A 17,947-nucleotide genomic window follows, 5' to 3' on the forward strand; every position below is an offset into this window, starting at 1 on the left:
TGGAACGTAAAGCCCGGAAGGATCGACCCGGGCGCTGTTCGCACCGGCGAATATATGCTAAAATGCTAAGGATGGAACGCATACCGCAAGAGAGGATGAAAGAGTCCGTATGAAAATCATTAAGTGGCATTACCTGCTGGCTGCGCTGATTATTATTTTCGATCAGGTAACCAAATACATAGTAGCTGCCTCCATGCGTATTGGAGAAAGCATTGAAGTGATCCCGTCTTTTTTATATCTGACCTCTCACCGGAACGCAGGAGCGGCCTTTGGTATACTGCAGGGGCAGCGCTGGTTTTTCTTAATTATTACGATCGTCGTGATAGCAGTAGTGGTGTATTACATGCAGCAGTATGGTACGCTCTCATTTACTTTTGGCATCCCGCTGGCCCTCGTTCTTGGAGGAGCTGTTGGAAATTTCATTGACCGTATGCTTTTTGGTGAAGTTGTAGATTTTGTTGATGTCTACTTGTTCGCTTATAATTACCCTATTTTCAACGTTGCAGATGCTGCCCTGACAGTAGGTGTAATCTGGTTGATTATCGGTATGTTTTTAGATGAAAGATCACGAAAGAAGGAAGAAGCACATGAATCCACGAATTATTGACGAAGAAGAACAGGGAACAAGAATCGACCGTTTGATGACAGACGAATTGGAAGAGTCGCGTTCAGTCATTCAGCAATGGGTGAAAGAGGGATGGGTCACAGTCAACGGCGGCCGTGTGAAAAATAATTACAAGCTGCAGGCCGGTGACCGGATCGACGTCACTGTACCTGAAGAAAATCATGAAGAAATGACGCCGGAAGAGATCGATCTTGACATACGCTATGAGGATGACGATGTGGTGGTGATTTACAAACCGAGGGGGATGGTTGTGCATCCGGCACCGGGGCACACCCGCGGAACATTGATGAACGGGCTGCTGCACCGTTATCCGGCATGGCAAAACCACCCCGAAGCCCGGGCAGGGCTGATTCATCGCCTGGATAAGGATACGTCCGGCCTCCTTATAGCAGCCAAGCATCCTGAGGCTTACGAGCAGTTATCCGCTCAGATGAAGGAGCGGAAAATAGAGCGGAAATATAAAGCAATTGTGCACGGAGAGGTGCCGCACGAAACAGGGAAAATTGATATGCCGATCGGCCGTGATCCCCATGACCGTCAGAAAATGGCGGCGGTGCGCGAAAACTCGAAGCCGGCAGTGACTCACTTTCAGGTGCTCCAATGGTGGCACAAATACACATTTGTGGAGTGTGAGCTTGAAACCGGACGGATGCACCAGATCCGTGTGCATTTTGCCGAGATCGGCCATCCGGTGGCCGCTGATCCGAAGTACGGACGCCGAAAGACTCTTTCTCTTCCGGGGCAGGCGCTGCATGCGTACCGGCTCCGCTTTGAGCATCCTGTAAGCGGAAAGTGGATTGAATTGGAGGCGGAGCTGCCGGAGGAGATGCAGGCTGCTATTGATGAACTTAACAAAACTAGTTGACCGCACAATAAAAGACTGTCATACTACGTAATAACGAAAAAAACGAATGCCTTTTTAACACAGTCCCGTGAGGCTGAGAAGAGGTGGTGACTGAGCGCAGAAGTACCCAGGGCGGCGTATGTGTAATACCCGGCCTGCGGAGGAATGTGCCCGGATCCGCAAGCTCTCATCCTTACGGGATGGGGGCTTTTTTTATGAAGTAAAGGAGGATGGTGCAGATGGAACGGGTGCTTTTGGATGAACAGGCAATCCGGAGAGCTCTGACGAGGGTATCGCACGAAATTATTGAACGAAACAAAGGCGTGGAAGACTGTATCCTGGTTGGAATCAAAACGCGGGGCATTTACATTGCCAACCGGCTAGCGGAAAGTATCGAACGGATTGAAGGAAACGCGATTCCGATTGGCGAAGTGGACATTACGATGTACCGCGATGATTTATCCCACAACAATAACAGCCAGGAGCCGGAGCTGCACGGGGCTGTGCTTCCCGGAGAGATTACCGGAAAGACAGTGATTCTGGTGGACGATGTGTTATATACCGGCCGGACCGTGCGTGCAGCCATGGACGCCATGATGGACAGCGGCCGTCCGGCACAAATTCAGCTGGCAGTGCTCGTGGACCGTGGGCACCGGGAGCTTCCCGTTCGACCGGACTACATCGGCAAAAACGTACCGACCTCCCGGGAAGAAATTATCGCTGTCAACATGGCAGAAGAAGACGGCGAAGACCAGGTGAGTATCCATTCTGCGTAAAAAGATTTCTCTTTAATTTGAACCAGTGAGTTCAAAAAGGGACGAGACGAAAGCGTTTCTTCCCTCCATGCCAATATTAATGGAGGTTTATCATGAAAAATAACGAAGATATCCATATCCAGACCCGCCCGGCCCCGGCTACGTGGCTGATTCTGAGCCTGCAGCACCTGTTCGCCATGTTCGGGTCAACAATACTCGTGCCGGCGCTTACAGGACTCAGCCCAGCCGTAGCTCTTGTATCCAGCGGTCTTGGAACACTTGCCTATCTGGCAATCACCAAAGGACAGATACCGGCTTATCTCGGCTCGTCATTCGCATTTATTTTCCCAATCATTGCCGCTTTATCCATTGGCGGCCCAGGCGGCGTTATGCTCGGCTCGCTAGCTGCAGGGCTTGTTTACGGCATTACAGCGCTGGTTATCCGAAAAGCCGGTGTAGGCTGGCTGATGAACATTCTGCCGCCGGTAGTAGTCGGCCCGGTCATTATGGTCATCGGCCTTGGCCTTGCGACGACAGCAATCGAAATGTCGATGAACTACAACGCAGACACCGGAAACTACAATGAACCGATGCGCCATATGAGCGTAGCCGCCGTAACACTTGCAATTGTCATTGTCGCTTCGGTATTCTTCCGGGGATTTTTCCGGATCATTCCCGTGCTGTTTGGCATTATAGGCGGCTACTTGACGGCGCTTGCTGCTGGAATGGTAAATACAGGCGCCATCGGAGAGGCTGCCTGGATTCAGGTGCCGGATTTCTCCGTGCCGTTTGCCACGTACAGCCCGGATTGGAGCTGGAGCGTTATCGCGATCATGGCACCGATTGCGCTGGTGACCATTGCTGAACATATCGGCGACCAGCTCGTATTAAGCAAGGTAGCGGAAAAAAACTTCCTCAAGTCCCCGGGGCTTCACCGTTCCATCATGGGCGACGGGGTGGCAACCATGTTTGCCGCCGTGCTTGGGGGACCGCCGAACACGACCTACGGGGAAAATATCGGAGTGCTTGCCATCACCCGCGTATTCAGTGTGTACGTGATCGGCGGGGCCGCCGTGCTTGCCATCAGCTTTGGATTTATCGGAAAGGTGGAGGCCTTTATCGCAAGCATCCCCGGAGCCGTAATGGGAGGCGTTTCGATCCTGCTGTTTGGTATCATCGCCTCGAACGGCCTGCGAATGCTGATTGATAACAACATTGATCTCGGCATTAAGCGGAACCTGATTATCAGCTCCGTCATTCTGGTGACCGGGATCGGAGGAGCGTTCATCGAAATCGGGGAATACTTTGAAATATCAAGCATGGCGCTTGCTACCGTGATCGGGATGGTGCTGCACGCAGTGCTGCCGGGAAAGGAAGATTCCTACGGCAACCGGTCGATTTTTGAATCCGTAAGTACATCTACCTCAAAAAATAAGGCAGCTTGATCATCCTTTAAGGAAGTACAGAGAGACATCCAAGGTTGAACGGCATGAAAACACTTCCGTCAGCAGACTATCCTGCGCGGGGCGTTTCTTCATACCCGTACACCTGGAGTCTTTCCGACTCCGGGTTTTTTATATAGGATCGAGGCGCTTAAAAAGGAGCGGAAACGATGATGAATATGAAATCTTCAAAAACAGCAGCAGTCCAGCACGTGCTGACGATGGAGGAATGGGATGTGCGGCAGATCCATGAGCTGCTGGCGAGAGCGAATGCATTTGCAGACACGGAGCGGGAACGGAAAAGCCTTCCGTTGTACGCAGCGAACTTATTTTTTGAGCCCAGCACCCGGACCAAGCTCAGCTTTGAAGCGGCCGAACAGAACCTCGGTCTCGGAATTCTTCACTTTGATGCTGCCACCTCAAGCGTAAAAAAGGGAGAGAGTCTGTACGATACGGTGCGCACAATCGAAAGCATTGGGGCTGACGTGGTCGTTATCCGTCACGAGCAGGAACGGTACTTTGATGAACTGCGGGACTCTATCAGCATCCCCATTATTAATGGAGGGGACGGCTGTGGGCACCACCCGACCCAGTCGTTTCTGGATTTAATGACGATTCAGCAGGAATTTGGACGGTTTGCCGGCGTGAAGGTTGTCATTGCCGGCGATATCCGGCACAGCCGGGTTGCCCGTTCAAACGTGGAGGTATTGGAGCGTCTTGGAGCGAAGGTATATGTATCGGGACCAAAAGAATGGATGGATGAAGCCATGAGCAGCCGCTTTATACCAATGGATGAAGCGGTGGAGGTGGCGGACGTTATGATGATGCTCCGCATTCAGCATGAACGGCATACGGTCCAGCTGATAGCCGGACCGAACGATTATCACGAAGCATACGGGCTCACCATAGAGCGTGCGCAGCGCATGAACAATAAAAGCATTATTATGCACCCGGCCCCGATCAACCGGGGAGTGGAGATCGCGGACGAGCTCGTGGAGGGCGGCCGCTCAAGAATATTCAAGCAGATGACAAACGGTGTTTTTATCCGGATGGCTGTGCTTGACCATGTATTAAGACAGGCTAAAGGAGGAGATTGGAAATGAACGGATGGATTATCAATGCGCAGGTGTTCACCTCCGGGGAAACCATCGAACCACAGGATGTACTGATTGAAAATGGACGTATCCAGGAAATCGGCAGGGCGCCGGAGGAGGCTGAAGTAGTACTCGATGCGAAAGGAAGGCTGCTCAGTCCGGGCCTGGTTGACGTGCATGTGCATCTTCGTGAGCCGGGAGGCGAGCACAAAGAAACGATTTATTCAGGTACAAAGGCGGCAGCGAAGGGCGGATTCACTACCGTTTGTCCAATGCCGAACACGTACCCGGTGCCAGACTCCGCAGGAAAGCTTGATCTGCTGTATGAGCGTATCGAAGCCACGGCTGTGGTACGTGTCCTTCCCTACGCCTCCATCACAGAAAAACAGCAGGGGGCCGAACGTACGAACATGAAAGCTCTGAAAGAGCATGGGGCCTTTGCTTTTACAGATGACGGAGTGGGTGTGCAGGATGCCTCTGTCATGTACGAAGCCATGCAGGACGCCGCAGCGCTCGATATGCCGGTGGTGGCGCACTGTGAAGAAAATACGCTCGTGTACGGCGGCAGCGTGCACGCCGGGAGGTTTGCGGAAAAAAACGGACTCAAGGGCATACCGGCGGTAGCTGAATCCGTTCATATCGCCCGTGACATTCTGCTTGCTGAAGCGGCCGGCTGCCACTATCACGTATGTCACGTGAGCACGAAGGAATCTGTGCGGCTGATCCGCGATGCAAAACGTGCCGGCATCCATGTAACAGCCGAAGTCACACCGCATCATCTGCTGCTAAGCGAAGACGACATTCCGGAGGTGGATACGAACTATAAAATGAACCCGCCTCTTCGCTCCCGCGGCGACCGGCAGGCGCTGCTTGAAGCCTGGCTCGACGGGACCATTGATTTTATAGCGACCGACCACGCCCCTCACGCTGCAGAAGAAAAGGCACGGCCGATAAGCGAAGCTCCGTTTGGCATTACAGGGTTTGAAACGGCCTTTCCGCTTTTATATAACGAACTGGTATTAAACGGAGTATGTACTCTGGAATATCTGCTCGCATCAATGACAGGGCGTCCGGCCAAAGTGTTCGGACTCGCTGCCGGCACGCTTGCCGCAGGTGCTGCTGCAGACCTGACGCTCATAGACCTGGAGCACGAGGAAACGGTCGATCCTGCTCAATTTGTGTCAAAAGGAAAAAACACACCATTTACCGGCTGGAAGCTGAAGGGCTGGCCAGTTCTCACGATCGTAGACGGAAAGACAGTGTATGAAAAGGAAGAGGTGCAGCAATGAAGCGGAAATTAATACTGGAAAATGGAGCAGTTTTTCACGGAGAGGGCATTGGAAGCGAACGGGAAACTGTAGGGGAAGTCGTATTTAACACCGGGATGACCGGTTATCAGGAAATTTTATCCGACCCGTCCTACTGCGATCAGCTGGTGACACTGACGTACCCGCTGATCGGCAACTACGGTATTAACCGGGATGACTTCGAAACGATGCATCCCTCTGCCGGCGGACTGATCGTCAAGGAAGCAGCTTCGCACCCGAGTAATTTCCGAAGCATCGGCACGCTCAGCGAATGGCTTTACGAAAAGGATATTCCCGGCCTGTGCGGCATTGATACACGCCGCCTGACGAAAATGATCCGGACCGCCGGTACACTGCGCGGCAGACTGTGCGCAGAAGAAGCGGAAGAAGAGGAAATCGTCCGGGAGCTGCAGCAGTGGATTGACCCTCGGGATCAGGTGTCCCGGGTCAGTACGAAAAATGCCTATCATGCACCCGGCAACGGCAAACGGGTGGTTCTGATGGATTACGGGGCTAAACACGGCATCACCCGGAATCTGCTCAGCCGCGGCTGCGATGTGTTTGTGCTCCCATACAACGCCACGGCGAAAGAAGTGCTTGCCCTGAACCCGGACGGAGTAATGCTCAGTAACGGCCCCGGAGATCCTGAAGACGTGCCGGAGGCCGTGGAGACGCTCCGTAACCTGATCGGGGAAGTACCGGTGTTTGGGATATGTCTCGGACATCAGCTGCTGAGTCTCGCCTGCGGGGCCACCTCGTCCAAGCTTAAATTCGGCCACCGCGGAGGCAACCATCCGGTAAAGCAGGTAAAAACCGGGCGGGTGGATATAACTTCCCAGAACCATGGCTATACGGTGGACCGGGATTCGCTGATGGGAACGGACCTGATCCTGACGCATGTCAACGTCAACGATGGCACAGTTGAAGGCGTCGAACACCGGGAATATCCGGCATTCAGCGTTCAGTACCATCCGGAAGCATGCCCGGGACCGAGCGATGCCAACGACCTGTTCGACCAGTTTGTCCGTCTAATGAACCGTTACGAAAAAGTACCTACTCGAATGTAAAAGGGGAGTCACCATGCCAAAACGTACAGATATTCAAAAAATATTAGTGATTGGCTCCGGCCCTATAGTAATCGGCCAGGCGGCGGAGTTTGACTATGCCGGCACCCAGGCGTGCCAGGCGTTAAAGGAAGAAGGATACGAGGTCATTCTAATTAATTCCAACCCGGCAACCATCATGACGGATACCAACATTGCCGATCAGGTGTACATGGAGCCGCTCACCCTCGAGTTTGTCGACCGGGTAATCCGTAAAGAACGGCCCGACGCCATTCTGCCGACCCTTGGTGGTCAGACCGGCCTGAATATGGCGATGGAGCTGCACCGCCACGGGCTGCTCGAGCGGTATGATATTTCCCTTCTTGGCACCGAGCTGTCTGCCATTGAGCAGGCAGAGGACCGGGAGTCCTTCCGGAACCTGATGTATGAGCTGAACGAGCCGGTGCCGGAAAGCACCATCGTGCACAACCTGCAGGAGGCAGAAGCCTTTGTGGAGGAAATCGGCTATCCGGTCATCGTCCGGCCGGCCTATACGCTCGGCGGTACCGGCGGCGGCCTGGTGGACAATCATGATGAGCTGGTGGAAATCGTCGGCTCCGGGCTCAAATACAGCCCGGTAACCCAGTGCCTGCTTGAAAAAAGCATTGCCGGATTTAAAGAGCTTGAATACGAAGTAATGCGCGACAGCTCCGGGCAGGCAATTGTTGTCTGTAACATGGAAAATATTGACGCAGTCGGTGTTCATACCGGGGATTCGATCGTAACCGCCCCGAGTCAGACACTTGCCGACCGGGAGTACCATATGCTCCGCGACTCGTCTTTGAAAATCATCCGGGCGCTTGAAATTGAAGGCGGCTGCAACGTGCAGTTTGCGCTGTCCCCGGACAGCTTTGAATACTATATCATTGAGGTTAACCCGAGGGTGAGCCGTTCGTCGGCACTTGCGTCCAAAGCCACCGGCTACCCGATCGCCAAGCTTGCAGCCAAAATTGCCTCGGGATATAAGCTCGATGAACTGAAGAACCCGATCACTGGTACGACGTATGCGAGCTTTGAGCCAGCCCTTGACTATGTGGTAACAAAAATCCCGCGCTGGCCGTTTGACAAATTTGAAGCAGCGAACCGCCGGCTCGGTACGCAGATGAAAGCGACCGGAGAAGTGATGGCCATCGGACGCTCATTTGAGGAGTCCATTTTGAAAGGCATCCGGTCACTGGAACTTGGACGTGCTTTTCTGACGCATCCGGATTACGCAGAGGCATCCGAGGAAAAACTGATAGATAAACTTATTCGCGCGGACGATGAGCGGCTGTTTTACATCGGGGAAGCGCTGAAGCGCGGGTACTCGCTCGAACAGCTGCACACATGGACAAAAATTGATTTGTTTTTCCTTGAAAAATTCGCCGGTATTGTCAAGGTTGCGGAAATGGCACGCTCCTATCCAAATGATGAAGAAATACTGCGGATGGCAAAGACAACCGGCATGGCTGACGAAACACTTGCGGCCTACTGGAATACGACAGAGAAACAGGTGCGCAGCCAGCGCCTCGAGCTGGGTATTACGCCGGTGTATAAAATGGTCGACACGTGTGCGGCGGAATTTGAGTCCGAAACGCCGTATTACTATTCCTCCTATGAAGAAGAAAACGAAAGCAGCAAAACCTGGCGTCCGTCTGTCGTCGTCCTCGGTTCCGGCCCGATACGGATCGGGCAGGGAGTTGAATTTGACTACGCGACGGTGCATACCGTCTGGGCGCTGCAGGAAGCGGGATACGAGGCGATTATTATCAACAACAATCCGGAAACGGTGTCGACAGACTTCAGCGTGTCAGACAAGCTGTACTTTGAGCCGCTTACAGTGGAAGATGTAATGCACGTAGTCGATGTAGAACAGCCGGAGGGCGTCATCGTTCAATTCGGCGGTCAGACCGCCATTAACCTGGCGGATGGTCTCGCTGAGCACGGCGTGAAGATTCTTGGCACTACACTTGAGGACATGGACCGGGCAGAGGACCGGGATAAATTTGAAGCGGCGCTGCAGTCGTTGAAAATTCCTCAGCCGCTCGGCCGTACAGCGGTCAGCACCGAAGAGGCACGGGTGGTGGCTGCTGATATCGGCTATCCGGTTCTTGTCCGCCCGTCGTATGTCCTTGGCGGACGGGCGATGGAGATCGTCGGCAGTGAAAAAGAACTGCTTAATTACATGGAGCGGGCCGTACGCGTCAACCGCAAGCACCCGGTGCTGATCGATCGTTATATGGTCGGAAAAGAAGTGGAGGTCGACGCGATTTCAGACGGAGAGACGGTGCTTATTCCGGGGATCATGGAGCACATTGAACGCGCCGGCGTGCATTCGGGCGATTCGATTGCAGTCTATCCATCGCAGACGCTCTCAGAGCAGACGAAGCAAACACTTGCCGAGCGGACGATCGCTATCGGAAAAGGGCTGAACATCAAAGGACTGCTGAACATTCAGTTCGTTATACACGAAGATGAAGTGTATGTGCTTGAAGTGAACCCGCGGGCAAGCCGCACCCTGCCGTTTTTAAGTAAAATTACCGGATGTCCGATTGCAAAGCTTGCCACCCGGGTCATGGTCGGTGAAAGCCTTGCTGCCCTTGGGTACGAAAGCGGTCTGCTTCCGGAAGCGGAAGGCGTTTCGGTCAAGGTGCCGGTCTTTTCCTTCGCCAAGCTCCGCCAGGTGGAAATATCTCTCGGCCCGGAAATGAAATCGACCGGTGAAGTGATGGGCCGGGATCAGACGCTCGAGAAAGCATTGTATAAGGGTCTGATCGCTTCCGGGATGAAAATTCCAAATCACGGCACCGTGCTGTTTACTATTGCCGATGAATGGAAAAAGGAGGCGCTTGCGCTTGCCAGAAGGTTTCATGCGATCGGCTATACGATTACAGCGACCCAGGGAACCGCTGCGTGGCTGAACAAGGAAGGCATTCCGGCTTCCTCGGTCGCAAAGGTGGAAGAAGAATCGCCAAACATTCTGGACTTTATCCGGGAAGGCAAAGCCCAGTTTGTCATTAACACGATGGAAAAACAGAAAAAAGCGGCGGCGGACGGCTTCCGGATCCGGCGGGAAGCGGTGGAAAATGAAGTAGTATGTCTCACATCCCTCGACACGGCCGGAGCCTTGTTGAAGGTGCTTGAGATGATTACCTTTTCCACAGAAGCCATGCCTGCGATGAAAGAAGATCGTACAAACGAGGTGATGGCGTGATTCAAAAAGAATGGATGAGCGTCGTTTCCATCGACGAAATCGCAGCGTCGATTTTTGAAGTTGTGCTCGAAGGTGATATGCCGGGGCGTATCCAGGCACCGGGACAATTTGTGCATGTGAAAACGTCCCCGCATGTCGCTCCGCTTCTGCGCCGTCCGGTCAGTATTAGTGAATACTGGCCTAACCAGCGGCGGATGGCGCTTGTTTTCCGGGCCGAAGGGGAAGGTACAAGCCGGATGGCGGCCTGGCGTGAAGGCGACGAAGTGGATGTGCTCGGGCCGCTCGGCAACGGGTTTGATACGAGTGACGTGGGCGAAGGAGAAAAGGCGCTGATTGTCGGGGGCGGCGTCGGCGTTCCGCCGCTGCTCGGTCTAGCTAAACAGCTGACTGGTCAGGGCGTCCGGGTGCAGACCGTGCTCGGCTTTGCCGATGAATCCAGTGCGTTTTTCCGGGATAGGTTCGGCGCGCTCGGGGACTGCTTTGTGAGTACCATTGACGGAAGTATAGGGGAGGCCGGCTTTGTCACAGATGTGATTGACCGCCAGGGGCTTTCCTACGATGCTATTTACGCCTGTGGCCCGCTGCCAATGCTTCGTGCGCTCGACAGCTCCTATGCGACCGCAAAAGGGAAGCTTTCCCTTGAGGAACGTATGGGCTGCGGCATCGGCGCCTGTTTTGCCTGTGTGTGTCACACTACAGACGACCCTGATGGGACAAGCTACCGGAAGGTTTGCAGCGACGGGCCGGTCTTCCCGTGGGGAGAGGTGGTGCTGTCATGAAACTGCATGTAAGCCTGCCCGGGCTTGAAATGAAAAACCCGGTTATGCCGGCAAGCGGATGCTTTGGCTTTGGAAAAGAATTTTCCCAGCTGTATGATCTCAATGACCTCGGAGCCATTGCGATTAAAGCGACCACCGAAGAAGCGCGGTTCGGTAATGAAACACCGCGGGTGGCAGAAACAGAAGCAGGCATGCTGAACGCTATTGGTCTGCAGAACCCGGGGCTTAAAGGAGTAACGGAACACGAGCTGCCGTGGCTCCAGCAGTTGGATACACCGGTGCTTGCAAATGTTGCGGGAACAAAAATGGAGGACTACGAAGCGGTGGCGGCCGGATTGTCGGAATCCGGTATGGTGGCAGCGCTGGAGCTCAATATCTCCTGTCCGAATGTGAAAGAAGGCGGCATTACGTTTGGCACCGATCCGAAGCTTGCAGCAGAGCTGACGAAAAGGGTGAAGCACGTGTCTGATGTGCCGGTTTATGTCAAGCTGTCGCCCAACGTGACGGATATTACCGAAATTGCCAAAGCGGTGGAGCATGCCGGCGCGGACGGTTTGTCGCTGATTAACACATTATCGGGGATGAAAATTGATCCGGTGACGCGCAAGCCGCTGCTCGCTAATGAAATCGGAGGCCTTTCGGGTCCGGCCATTAAGCCGGTAGCCATCCGGATGGTATATCAGGTGCGGCAGGTAACAGAACTGCCTATTATCGGCATGGGAGGCATTATGGGCATGGAGGACGTGCTGGAGTTTATGATGGCTGGAGCTGATGCGGTCGCTGTCGGAACAGCAAACATCAGCAACCCGTTTGCCTGCCCGGAAATCATTCAGGAGCTGACAGACTGGGCCGGCTCTGAGACGGCTGCGGACTGGGCCGGCTGGAAGCGGGGCGGGGTGAAAGCATGAAGGACCGTCCCCTGATCATTGCCATGGACGTGCCGGATAAACCGGAGGCGGATGCTCTGCTCGCTTCATTCGGACAGAAATCACTGTTTTTAAAAGTCGGCATGGAATTATTTTATAAAGAAGGCCCAGCGCTTGTGGAAGAATGGAAAGCAAAAGGACACCGGGTATTTCTTGACTTGAAGCTGCATGATATACCCAATACGGTCCAGCGGGCAGCCGCTCAGCTTGCCCGGCTGCAGGTAGATCTTGTCACGGTTCATGCTGCTGGCGGAGGCCGGATGATGGCGGGTGCTGTAGAAGGCCTGGAGCAGGGCACCCGGTCCGGGCAGAAGAGACCTGCCTGCATAGCGGTCACTCAGCTGACGAGCACCTCTGAAACGATGCTGAAGGAGGAGCTTGGCATACCACTTTCGATGAATCAAGCAGTGGCGGCTTACGCGGATCTTGCCGAACGGTCGGGGCAGGACGGCGTTGTCTGCGCTGCCGGGGAGGTGCCGCTCATTAAAAGCACCCGCAGCCGCTCTTTTATTACCGTGACCCCGGGAATTCGCGGGGCAGGTGAGGAGGCGGGGGACCAGGCCCGGGTAGTGACACCGCAGGCCGCCGCAGATTTTGGCAGTGACGCGATCGTCGTCGGACGCAGCATTACAAAAGCTGCTGATCCGGCTTCGGCTTACGAACAAATGGAACAGGAATGGAGAATGCCCAATGCAGAATGAAGAACTTCTCAGCAGGGATCTGCTGACCATTGAAGCAGTGACACTGCGCCCGGATGAACCGTTTACCTGGTCTTCCGGTATACGCTCCCCGATTTACTGCGACAATCGGCTGACGCTTTCTTATCCGGACGTACGGACCCGGGTGGCAGAAGGATTGGCGGAGCTTATCCGGAGCAATTACCCGGATGCTACGATCGTTGCCGGCACCGCCACGGCCGGGATAGCTCATGCGGCGCTTGCAGCAGACAGGCTCGGCCTGCCGATGTGCTACGTGCGCGGTTCCTCCAAATCCCATGGTAAAGGCAATCAGATTGAAGGCCGGGTCACTCCGGAGGATAAAGTCGTAATTGTTGAGGATTTAATCTCCACAGGTCAAAGCATGATCGCGGTCCAGCAGGCTCTTCTGGACGCAGGATCCGACGTACTCGGAGCGGCTGCGATTTTCACGTATGAGCTGGAGGAAGCCGGAAGGCAGCTTAAAGAAGCGCGGCTGCCGGTGAAAACACTAACTAATTACTCCGCCCTGATTCAGATTGCTGCTGAGGAAGGCTACGTGCAGGAAAACGATATCGAACGTCTGCAGGAATGGAAACAGGCCCCGGCTTCCTGGGCGTAAATACGAATTAAAAAGCTCCCTCCGGACAGCTGGGCTGTGTCGGAGGGAGCTTTTTTATTTTGCAGCGGTCTGGGCTTTGGCCCGGTTTTTCATTTCAAGGACAAGGCTTTCCTCCGGAGTGACAAACAGGGTGGACTGCTGATCGTAGGTCACAAACCCGGGCTTGGCGCCGTTTGGTTTTCGTACGTGGCGGATCAGGGTGTGGTCGACCGGCACCGAGGACGAAGAGCGCGCTTTGGAGAAATAGGCGGCAAGGACAGCCGCTTCCTTTAACGTTTCCTCGTCTACGTCTGTGGAGCGGATCACCACATGGGATCCGGGGATATCTTTCGTGTGCAGCCAGGTGTCTCCGGCGTTTGCCACCCGGTTAGTGACGTATTCGTTCTGGCGGTTGTTTTTTCCGACAAGCAGAAGTGTGCCGGACGAGGAAACGTACTGCTCAACCTGCGGTTTCGTGCTTTTTTTCTGCTTTTTCTTTTGAACACGCTTTTTCAGATAGCCGCCGTCCGACAATTCTTCACGTATGTCGTCAATGTCGGATGGCGCAGCCGTTTCCACCTGCTGAATCAGCCGGTCGAGGTAATCAATCTCGCGACGGGTCAGCTTAATCTGTTTTTTCGCCTCGGATAGTGAGGTTTTAGCTTTGTTGTAGCGTTTAAAATACCGCTGGGCATTATCTGACGGCGAGAGTTCAGGCTCAAGCTCAATGGTAAGCGTGCCGCCTTCCGGATCGTAGTAATCCGTTACTTCGATTTCGTTTTCACCGCCGCGGAGCTGGTGCATATGGGCGGTTAACAGCTCCCCGTAGTTTTGATAGACGAGCCGGTTTTCGGCCTGCGTAATCGTCTGGCGCAGTTTTTTCAGCTTGCGCTCGTTTTTTTCGCGCTCATTCTGCAGAAAACGTTCGAGATCATGGGCCTGCTGATGCACCCGGTCACGTTCGGCTTTGCCGTTATGGTAGCGGTCGAGCATGGCGCTCACCGAGTCAAAACTTTCCTTCGAACCATTCACATGAGTAAGGTCAATGGCGCTGTAATATTCTTTATTGGCTTCGGTGGTCACAATCTGCGGCTGAAAATTCCCATTATTAACGTCGTTCATGAGCGAAGTAAACGTATCGGCCAGCTTCTGGAGCGAACCGAGACCAGCGCGGTGCGCGGCTTCTTTGGCGCTTTGGGGAGAAATTCCTTCAAATGCCTGCATCAGCTGGCGGTCGAGCTTGCCCTGGTTGGCGTCGAGTGCTCTCAGCACGTCACCGGCTTCAGCTTCGAGGGGGTTCGCCTTATGCTGGGACGGTGGTCCAACATATTCCTGACCGGGAAGAATCGTGCGGACGGTGTTTTGGGCCGGGGAAATATGCTTCATGCTGTCCAGAATATGCGTACGGTCCTCATTAAGAAGCACGACATTACTGTGCTTACCCATAATTTCCATAACCAGGGTCCGTTCCGTAAGATCACCGATTTCATCTTTGTTTTCAATGCGCAGTGAAACGATCCGCTCAAGTCCCTGCTGCGAAACTTCCCGCACGAAACCGCCTTCAAGGTGCTTGCGCAGCAGCATGCAGAACATGGAAGGCTCCTTGGGATTCTGGTACTTTTCGTCTGTCAGATGCATTCTTGACAGGGAAGGGTTCACCGACAGCAGCAGCAGGTGGTTTTTGCGGTTCGCCCGCACTGAAATGACCAGGTCGGTTTTGTAGGGCTGGTGTATTTTTGTGATCCGGCCGTTTTGGAGTGTCTGCTGGACCTCCTGGACAACGGCCTGGGTCATGATTCCGTCAAAGCTCACGTTCGATCATCCTTTACTCGTACAAGCAGGAGAAATTCTTCTGCTGCTTGCGTTCTGTACGGTGGATTATAGCATAATGAAAAGCGCGCCGTCTTGTCTGCTGAATAAACATTGGTTGTGGGCTGAAGAGATATTGTTTACAATATAGAAGTACATAATGTTCGGGCCTCGCCGCGAAGCATCGTTTGTGACGCTTGAAATAATCGTGCTATACTGAAGCAGGAGAACAACTCGTCAGGAACCGCAGAAGAAAACATATATGAACCATTTTTTCAGGCAGCAGCTAGAGGGATGGTCCGACCAGGAGGGGTAGTTTTGAGCATTAAGCTAATCAACATCGGATTTGGAAATATTGTGTCGGCAAATCGGATTATTTCTATCGTCAGCCCGGAGTCAGCACCAATCAAACGGATTATTCAGGAAGCCAGGGACCGTAACATGCTGATTGATGCCACCTACGGCCGAAGGACGAGAGCGGTTATTATTGCAGACAGCGACCATGTTGTGCTTTCTGCGGTTCAGCCGGAGACAGTCGCCCAGCGGCTGCATACAAAAGATGATGATTCATCGGACGAATAAGATTGTGAAATGAGGCGTGTCAACCTATGAAAGATGATAAAGGATTATTGATTGTTCTTTCCGGCCCGGCCGGTGTAGGAAAAGGTACGGTATGCGGAGCGCTGCGCGAAGAGGATACGAATATTGAGTATTCCGTATCCGCTACTACCCGGGCTCCGCGTCCCGGGGAGGAGCACGGAGTAAATTATTTCTTTCATTCGAAGGAAGAGTTTGAAAAAATGATCGAGGAAGGCCGGCTGCTTGAGTGGGCGCAGTATGTAGACAACTACTACGGGACTCCGCTTGATTACGTTCAGGAAACCATTGAACGCGGCAAAGACATTATTCTCGAGATTGAAGTGCAGGGCGCAGAAAAGGTGAAGGAGCGTTACCCGGAAGGCACGTTTATTTTCTTAATGCCCCCAAGTCTTGCCGAGCTCCGCAGCAGGATCGTCGGACGTGGGACGGAAACATCCGAGTTGATTGACAAACGGATGACTGTGGCCAAAAATGAAATTGACATGATGCAGATGTATGACTATGTAGTGGAAAACGATGAAATTGAAAAAGCGGTCTCCCGCATCCGCTCTATTGTCACTGCAGAACACTGCAAGCAGGAACGCCTGATTGAAAAATATAAAGAATTAGCGGAGGTGGAATAATGGCTTCAAACAGAAACGACGAAGGAATGCTGTATCCGTCCATTGACCAGCTGCTCGGTCATATCAATTCCAAATATACGCTAGTATCCGTCTCAGCACGGCGCGCGAGAGACCTCGAAGAAATCGACGGGGCGCTCCCAATGATCGATAATGCAAAATCTGTGAAGGCAGTAGGCATCGCTCTCGAAGAAATCCAGGCAGGCGTGCTCGGCTACCGCCAGGGTGACTACGAAGAACACGACTACGAAGAATAACCGAAAAGGAACGGGCACCAGATAAGAAGAAGCAACCTATGGGATTACGTAGGTTGCTTTTTTTAGCCTGGAAGCGCCTGTTAAAGGAGGACAAAGCTGTGAAAGGCAAAAAAATTGTACTCGGTGTCACAGGAGGAATAGCTGCCTTTAAAGCCGCGGCGCTTGCAAGTAAGCTGTACCAGGCGGGGGCAGAGCTGCGCATTATTATGACGCCGGAAGCCAAAGAGTTTATTACCCCGCTCACATTTCAGGCACTGACACGATCAAGAGTGTACGACGACACGTTTGCAGAAGCCGACCCTTCAGTCGTTTCCCATATTGATGTGGCGGACTGGGCAGACGTATTTATCGTAGCGCCTGCGTCGGCCAACACACTAGGAAAGCTTGCGAACGGACTCGCAGATGATATGCTCACCACCACAATGATGGCGACACTGGCCAACGTATACGTTGCACCGGCGATGAACGTAAACATGTATAATCACCCGAGCTTTCAGCGCAATAAGGAAACGTTAAAGCAGGACGGCTACCGGTTCATTGAACCTGGAGAGGGTTATCTTGCCTGCGGCTGGATTGGCAAAGGCCGGATGGCTGAGCCCGAGGACATTATGCAGTTTGTCCAGGATGCCGAAGATGTCGGCACTCCGCTTGCCGGGAAACGAGTGCTTGTGACTGCCGGTCCGACGCATGAGCATATTGATCCCTTCCGGGTCGTTACCAATCCGTCCAGCGGAAAAATGGGGTTTGCAATCGCTGAGGAAGCAGCCCGGCGGGGAGCAGAAGTGACGCTGGTTGCAGGACCGGTGACGCTCTCCACGCCTGGCGGCGTCCAGACAAGAATCGACGTCGAAAGCGTGGATGATATGCGCGAAGCCGTGCTCACCCACTACGATACGTCGGATGTGGTAATTAAAGCAGCTGCTGTGTCCGATTACCGGCCGGAGACCGTGCATGAAAAAAAGCAGAAGAAAAAGGACGACGGTCTTGAAGTGCCGATGGTGAAAACACCGGATATTCTCCAGGAGCTCGGAGAGAAAAAGAAGCATCAGCTTTTGATCGGCTTCGCTGCAGAATCGGAACGCCTCGAGGAATATGCAGAAAGCAAGCGGCAGCGTAAGAATGCCGATTTAATTGTAGCCAATGAAATCGGTAAAGCGGGTTCGGGCTTTCGGGCCGATGAAAATACTATTACCTTCGTGGATAAAAACGGAGCTGTTTCTTTTCCCACCCAGTCGAAGCACGAGGCAGCGGCAGAAATTATGTCCTGGCTGCAGAAACGAATAGGAGACGCGTAAAT

At 53.4% G+C, this 17,947-nt stretch carries 16 protein-coding genes and 1 pseudogene; 16 read left to right on the top strand and 1 reads right to left on the bottom strand.

Annotation, left to right across the window (positions count from 1 at the left end; genetic code table 11):
- Positions 1–109 precede the first annotated feature (109 nt).
- The 12 genes and pseudogenes from lspA (at position 110) to pyrE (ending at position 13,385) form a co-directional block, all read left to right on the top strand.
- Positions 110–607 carry a signal peptidase II gene (gene lspA / locus ACTRXI_RS00225; protein WP_474260396.1) on the top strand — a complete coding sequence of 166 codons (498 nt, stop codon included), beginning with the start codon at positions 110–112 and terminating at the stop codon, positions 605–607.
- The gene (locus ACTRXI_RS00230) at positions 588–1,490 is read left to right on the top strand and encodes an RluA family pseudouridine synthase (protein WP_474260398.1); all 903 of its coding nucleotides are present in this window, start codon (positions 588–590) and stop codon (positions 1,488–1,490) included. Before lspA ends, ACTRXI_RS00230 begins: the two co-directional genes overlap by 20 nt.
- Before the next feature lie 218 nt (positions 1,491–1,708).
- Positions 1,709–2,245, top strand: a complete 537-nt coding sequence (pyrR, locus tag ACTRXI_RS00235) for a bifunctional pyr operon transcriptional regulator/uracil phosphoribosyltransferase PyrR (protein WP_022792708.1) — start codon at positions 1,709–1,711, stop codon at positions 2,243–2,245.
- Positions 2,246–2,337: 92 nt separating this feature from the next.
- The gene (locus tag ACTRXI_RS00240; RefSeq protein WP_474260400.1) at positions 2,338–3,669 is read left to right on the top strand and encodes a solute carrier family 23 protein; all 1,332 of its coding nucleotides are present in this window, start codon (positions 2,338–2,340) and stop codon (positions 3,667–3,669) included.
- A gap of 176 nt (positions 3,670–3,845) precedes the next feature.
- Complete coding sequence (locus ACTRXI_RS00245; RefSeq protein WP_474260826.1) at positions 3,846–4,769, top strand: aspartate carbamoyltransferase catalytic subunit; 924 nt, start codon at positions 3,846–3,848, stop codon at positions 4,767–4,769.
- Complete coding sequence (locus tag ACTRXI_RS00250) at positions 4,766–6,049, top strand: dihydroorotase (RefSeq protein ID WP_474260402.1); 1,284 nt, start codon at positions 4,766–4,768, stop codon at positions 6,047–6,049. Before ACTRXI_RS00245 ends, ACTRXI_RS00250 begins: the two co-directional genes overlap by 4 nt.
- A complete protein-coding gene (locus ACTRXI_RS00255; protein WP_474260404.1) occupies positions 6,046–7,134 on the top strand; it encodes a carbamoyl phosphate synthase small subunit in 1,089 nt (362 codons plus the stop codon). Before ACTRXI_RS00250 ends, ACTRXI_RS00255 begins: the two co-directional genes overlap by 4 nt.
- Positions 7,135–7,147: 13 nt before the next feature.
- Positions 7,148–10,363 carry a carbamoyl-phosphate synthase large subunit gene (gene carB, locus ACTRXI_RS00260; RefSeq protein ID WP_474260406.1) on the top strand — a complete coding sequence of 1,072 codons (3,216 nt, stop codon included), beginning with the start codon at positions 7,148–7,150 and terminating at the stop codon, positions 10,361–10,363.
- Complete coding sequence (locus ACTRXI_RS00265) at positions 10,360–11,142, top strand: dihydroorotate dehydrogenase electron transfer subunit (protein ID WP_474260408.1); 783 nt, start codon at positions 10,360–10,362, stop codon at positions 11,140–11,142. Before carB ends, ACTRXI_RS00265 begins: the two co-directional genes overlap by 4 nt.
- Positions 11,139–11,990, top strand: a pseudogene (locus tag ACTRXI_RS00270) (dihydroorotate dehydrogenase); the annotation flags it as partial. The gene ACTRXI_RS00265 and the pseudogene ACTRXI_RS00270, both read left to right, overlap by 4 nt.
- Positions 11,991–12,046: 56 nt before the next feature.
- On the top strand, positions 12,047–12,769 hold the full coding sequence (gene pyrF / locus ACTRXI_RS00275; RefSeq protein WP_474260410.1) for an orotidine-5'-phosphate decarboxylase: 723 nt from the start codon (positions 12,047–12,049) through the stop codon (positions 12,767–12,769).
- Positions 12,759–13,385, top strand: coding sequence for an orotate phosphoribosyltransferase (gene pyrE / locus ACTRXI_RS00280; protein WP_474260412.1), 627 nt, complete (start codon positions 12,759–12,761; stop codon positions 13,383–13,385). The genes pyrF and pyrE overlap by 11 nt, the downstream gene beginning before the upstream one ends.
- A gap of 54 nt (positions 13,386–13,439) precedes the next feature.
- On the opposite strand, the gene ACTRXI_RS00285 is transcribed toward pyrE, so the two are convergent.
- The gene (locus tag ACTRXI_RS00285) at positions 13,440–15,176 is read right to left on the bottom strand and encodes an Rqc2 family fibronectin-binding protein (RefSeq protein ID WP_474260414.1); all 1,737 of its coding nucleotides are present in this window, start codon (positions 15,174–15,176) and stop codon (positions 13,440–13,442) included.
- Between the two features lie 315 nt (positions 15,177–15,491).
- Between ACTRXI_RS00285 and remA the strand changes: the two genes are divergently transcribed.
- The 4 genes from remA to coaBC are packed head-to-tail and all read left to right on the top strand — an operon-like array spanning position 15,492 to position 17,945.
- Positions 15,492–15,755, top strand: a complete 264-nt coding sequence (gene remA, locus ACTRXI_RS00290; RefSeq protein WP_022792719.1) for an extracellular matrix/biofilm regulator RemA — start codon at positions 15,492–15,494, stop codon at positions 15,753–15,755.
- Positions 15,756–15,781: 26 nt separating this feature from the next.
- The gene (gmk, locus tag ACTRXI_RS00295) at positions 15,782–16,396 is read left to right on the top strand and encodes a guanylate kinase (RefSeq protein ID WP_474260416.1); all 615 of its coding nucleotides are present in this window, start codon (positions 15,782–15,784) and stop codon (positions 16,394–16,396) included.
- The gene (gene rpoZ / locus ACTRXI_RS00300; RefSeq protein WP_474260418.1) at positions 16,396–16,650 is read left to right on the top strand and encodes a DNA-directed RNA polymerase subunit omega; all 255 of its coding nucleotides are present in this window, start codon (positions 16,396–16,398) and stop codon (positions 16,648–16,650) included. Before gmk ends, rpoZ begins: the two co-directional genes overlap by 1 nt.
- A gap of 38 nt (positions 16,651–16,688) precedes the next feature.
- The gene (gene coaBC / locus ACTRXI_RS00305; protein WP_474260420.1) at positions 16,689–17,945 is read left to right on the top strand and encodes a bifunctional phosphopantothenoylcysteine decarboxylase/phosphopantothenate--cysteine ligase CoaBC; all 1,257 of its coding nucleotides are present in this window, start codon (positions 16,689–16,691) and stop codon (positions 17,943–17,945) included.
- Positions 17,946–17,947 lie beyond the last annotated feature (2 nt).

The sequence above is a fragment of the Marinococcus sp. LNHM4E3-1 genome (genome assembly GCF_056034405.1).

What these genes read in the sequence shown, in the direction of transcription:
- pyrE (WP_474260412.1), top strand. Translation starts at nt 12,759, where the DNA reads ATGCAGAATGAAGAACTTCTCAGCAGGGATCTGCTGACCATTGAAGCA.
- gmk (WP_474260416.1), top strand. Translation starts at nt 15,782, where the DNA reads ATGAAAGATGATAAAGGATTATTGATTGTTCTTTCCGGCCCGGCCGGT.
- pyrR (WP_022792708.1), top strand. Translation starts at nt 1,709, where the DNA reads ATGGAACGGGTGCTTTTGGATGAACAGGCAATCCGGAGAGCTCTGACG.
- ACTRXI_RS00245 (WP_474260826.1), top strand. Translation starts at nt 3,846, where the DNA reads ATGAAATCTTCAAAAACAGCAGCAGTCCAGCACGTGCTGACGATGGAG.
- carB (WP_474260406.1), top strand. Translation starts at nt 7,148, where the DNA reads ATGCCAAAACGTACAGATATTCAAAAAATATTAGTGATTGGCTCCGGC.
- ACTRXI_RS00255 (WP_474260404.1), top strand. Translation starts at nt 6,046, where the DNA reads ATGAAGCGGAAATTAATACTGGAAAATGGAGCAGTTTTTCACGGAGAG.
- coaBC (WP_474260420.1), top strand. Translation starts at nt 16,689, where the DNA reads ATGGGATTACGTAGGTTGCTTTTTTTAGCCTGGAAGCGCCTGTTAAAG.
- lspA (WP_474260396.1), top strand. Translation starts at nt 110, where the DNA reads ATGAAAATCATTAAGTGGCATTACCTGCTGGCTGCGCTGATTATTATT.
- ACTRXI_RS00230 (WP_474260398.1), top strand. Translation starts at nt 588, where the DNA reads ATGAATCCACGAATTATTGACGAAGAAGAACAGGGAACAAGAATCGAC.
- ACTRXI_RS00250 (WP_474260402.1), top strand. Translation starts at nt 4,766, where the DNA reads ATGAACGGATGGATTATCAATGCGCAGGTGTTCACCTCCGGGGAAACC.
- rpoZ (WP_474260418.1), top strand. Translation starts at nt 16,396, where the DNA reads ATGGCTTCAAACAGAAACGACGAAGGAATGCTGTATCCGTCCATTGAC.
- ACTRXI_RS00240 (WP_474260400.1), top strand. Translation starts at nt 2,338, where the DNA reads ATGAAAAATAACGAAGATATCCATATCCAGACCCGCCCGGCCCCGGCT.
- pyrF (WP_474260410.1), top strand. Translation starts at nt 12,047, where the DNA reads ATGAAGGACCGTCCCCTGATCATTGCCATGGACGTGCCGGATAAACCG.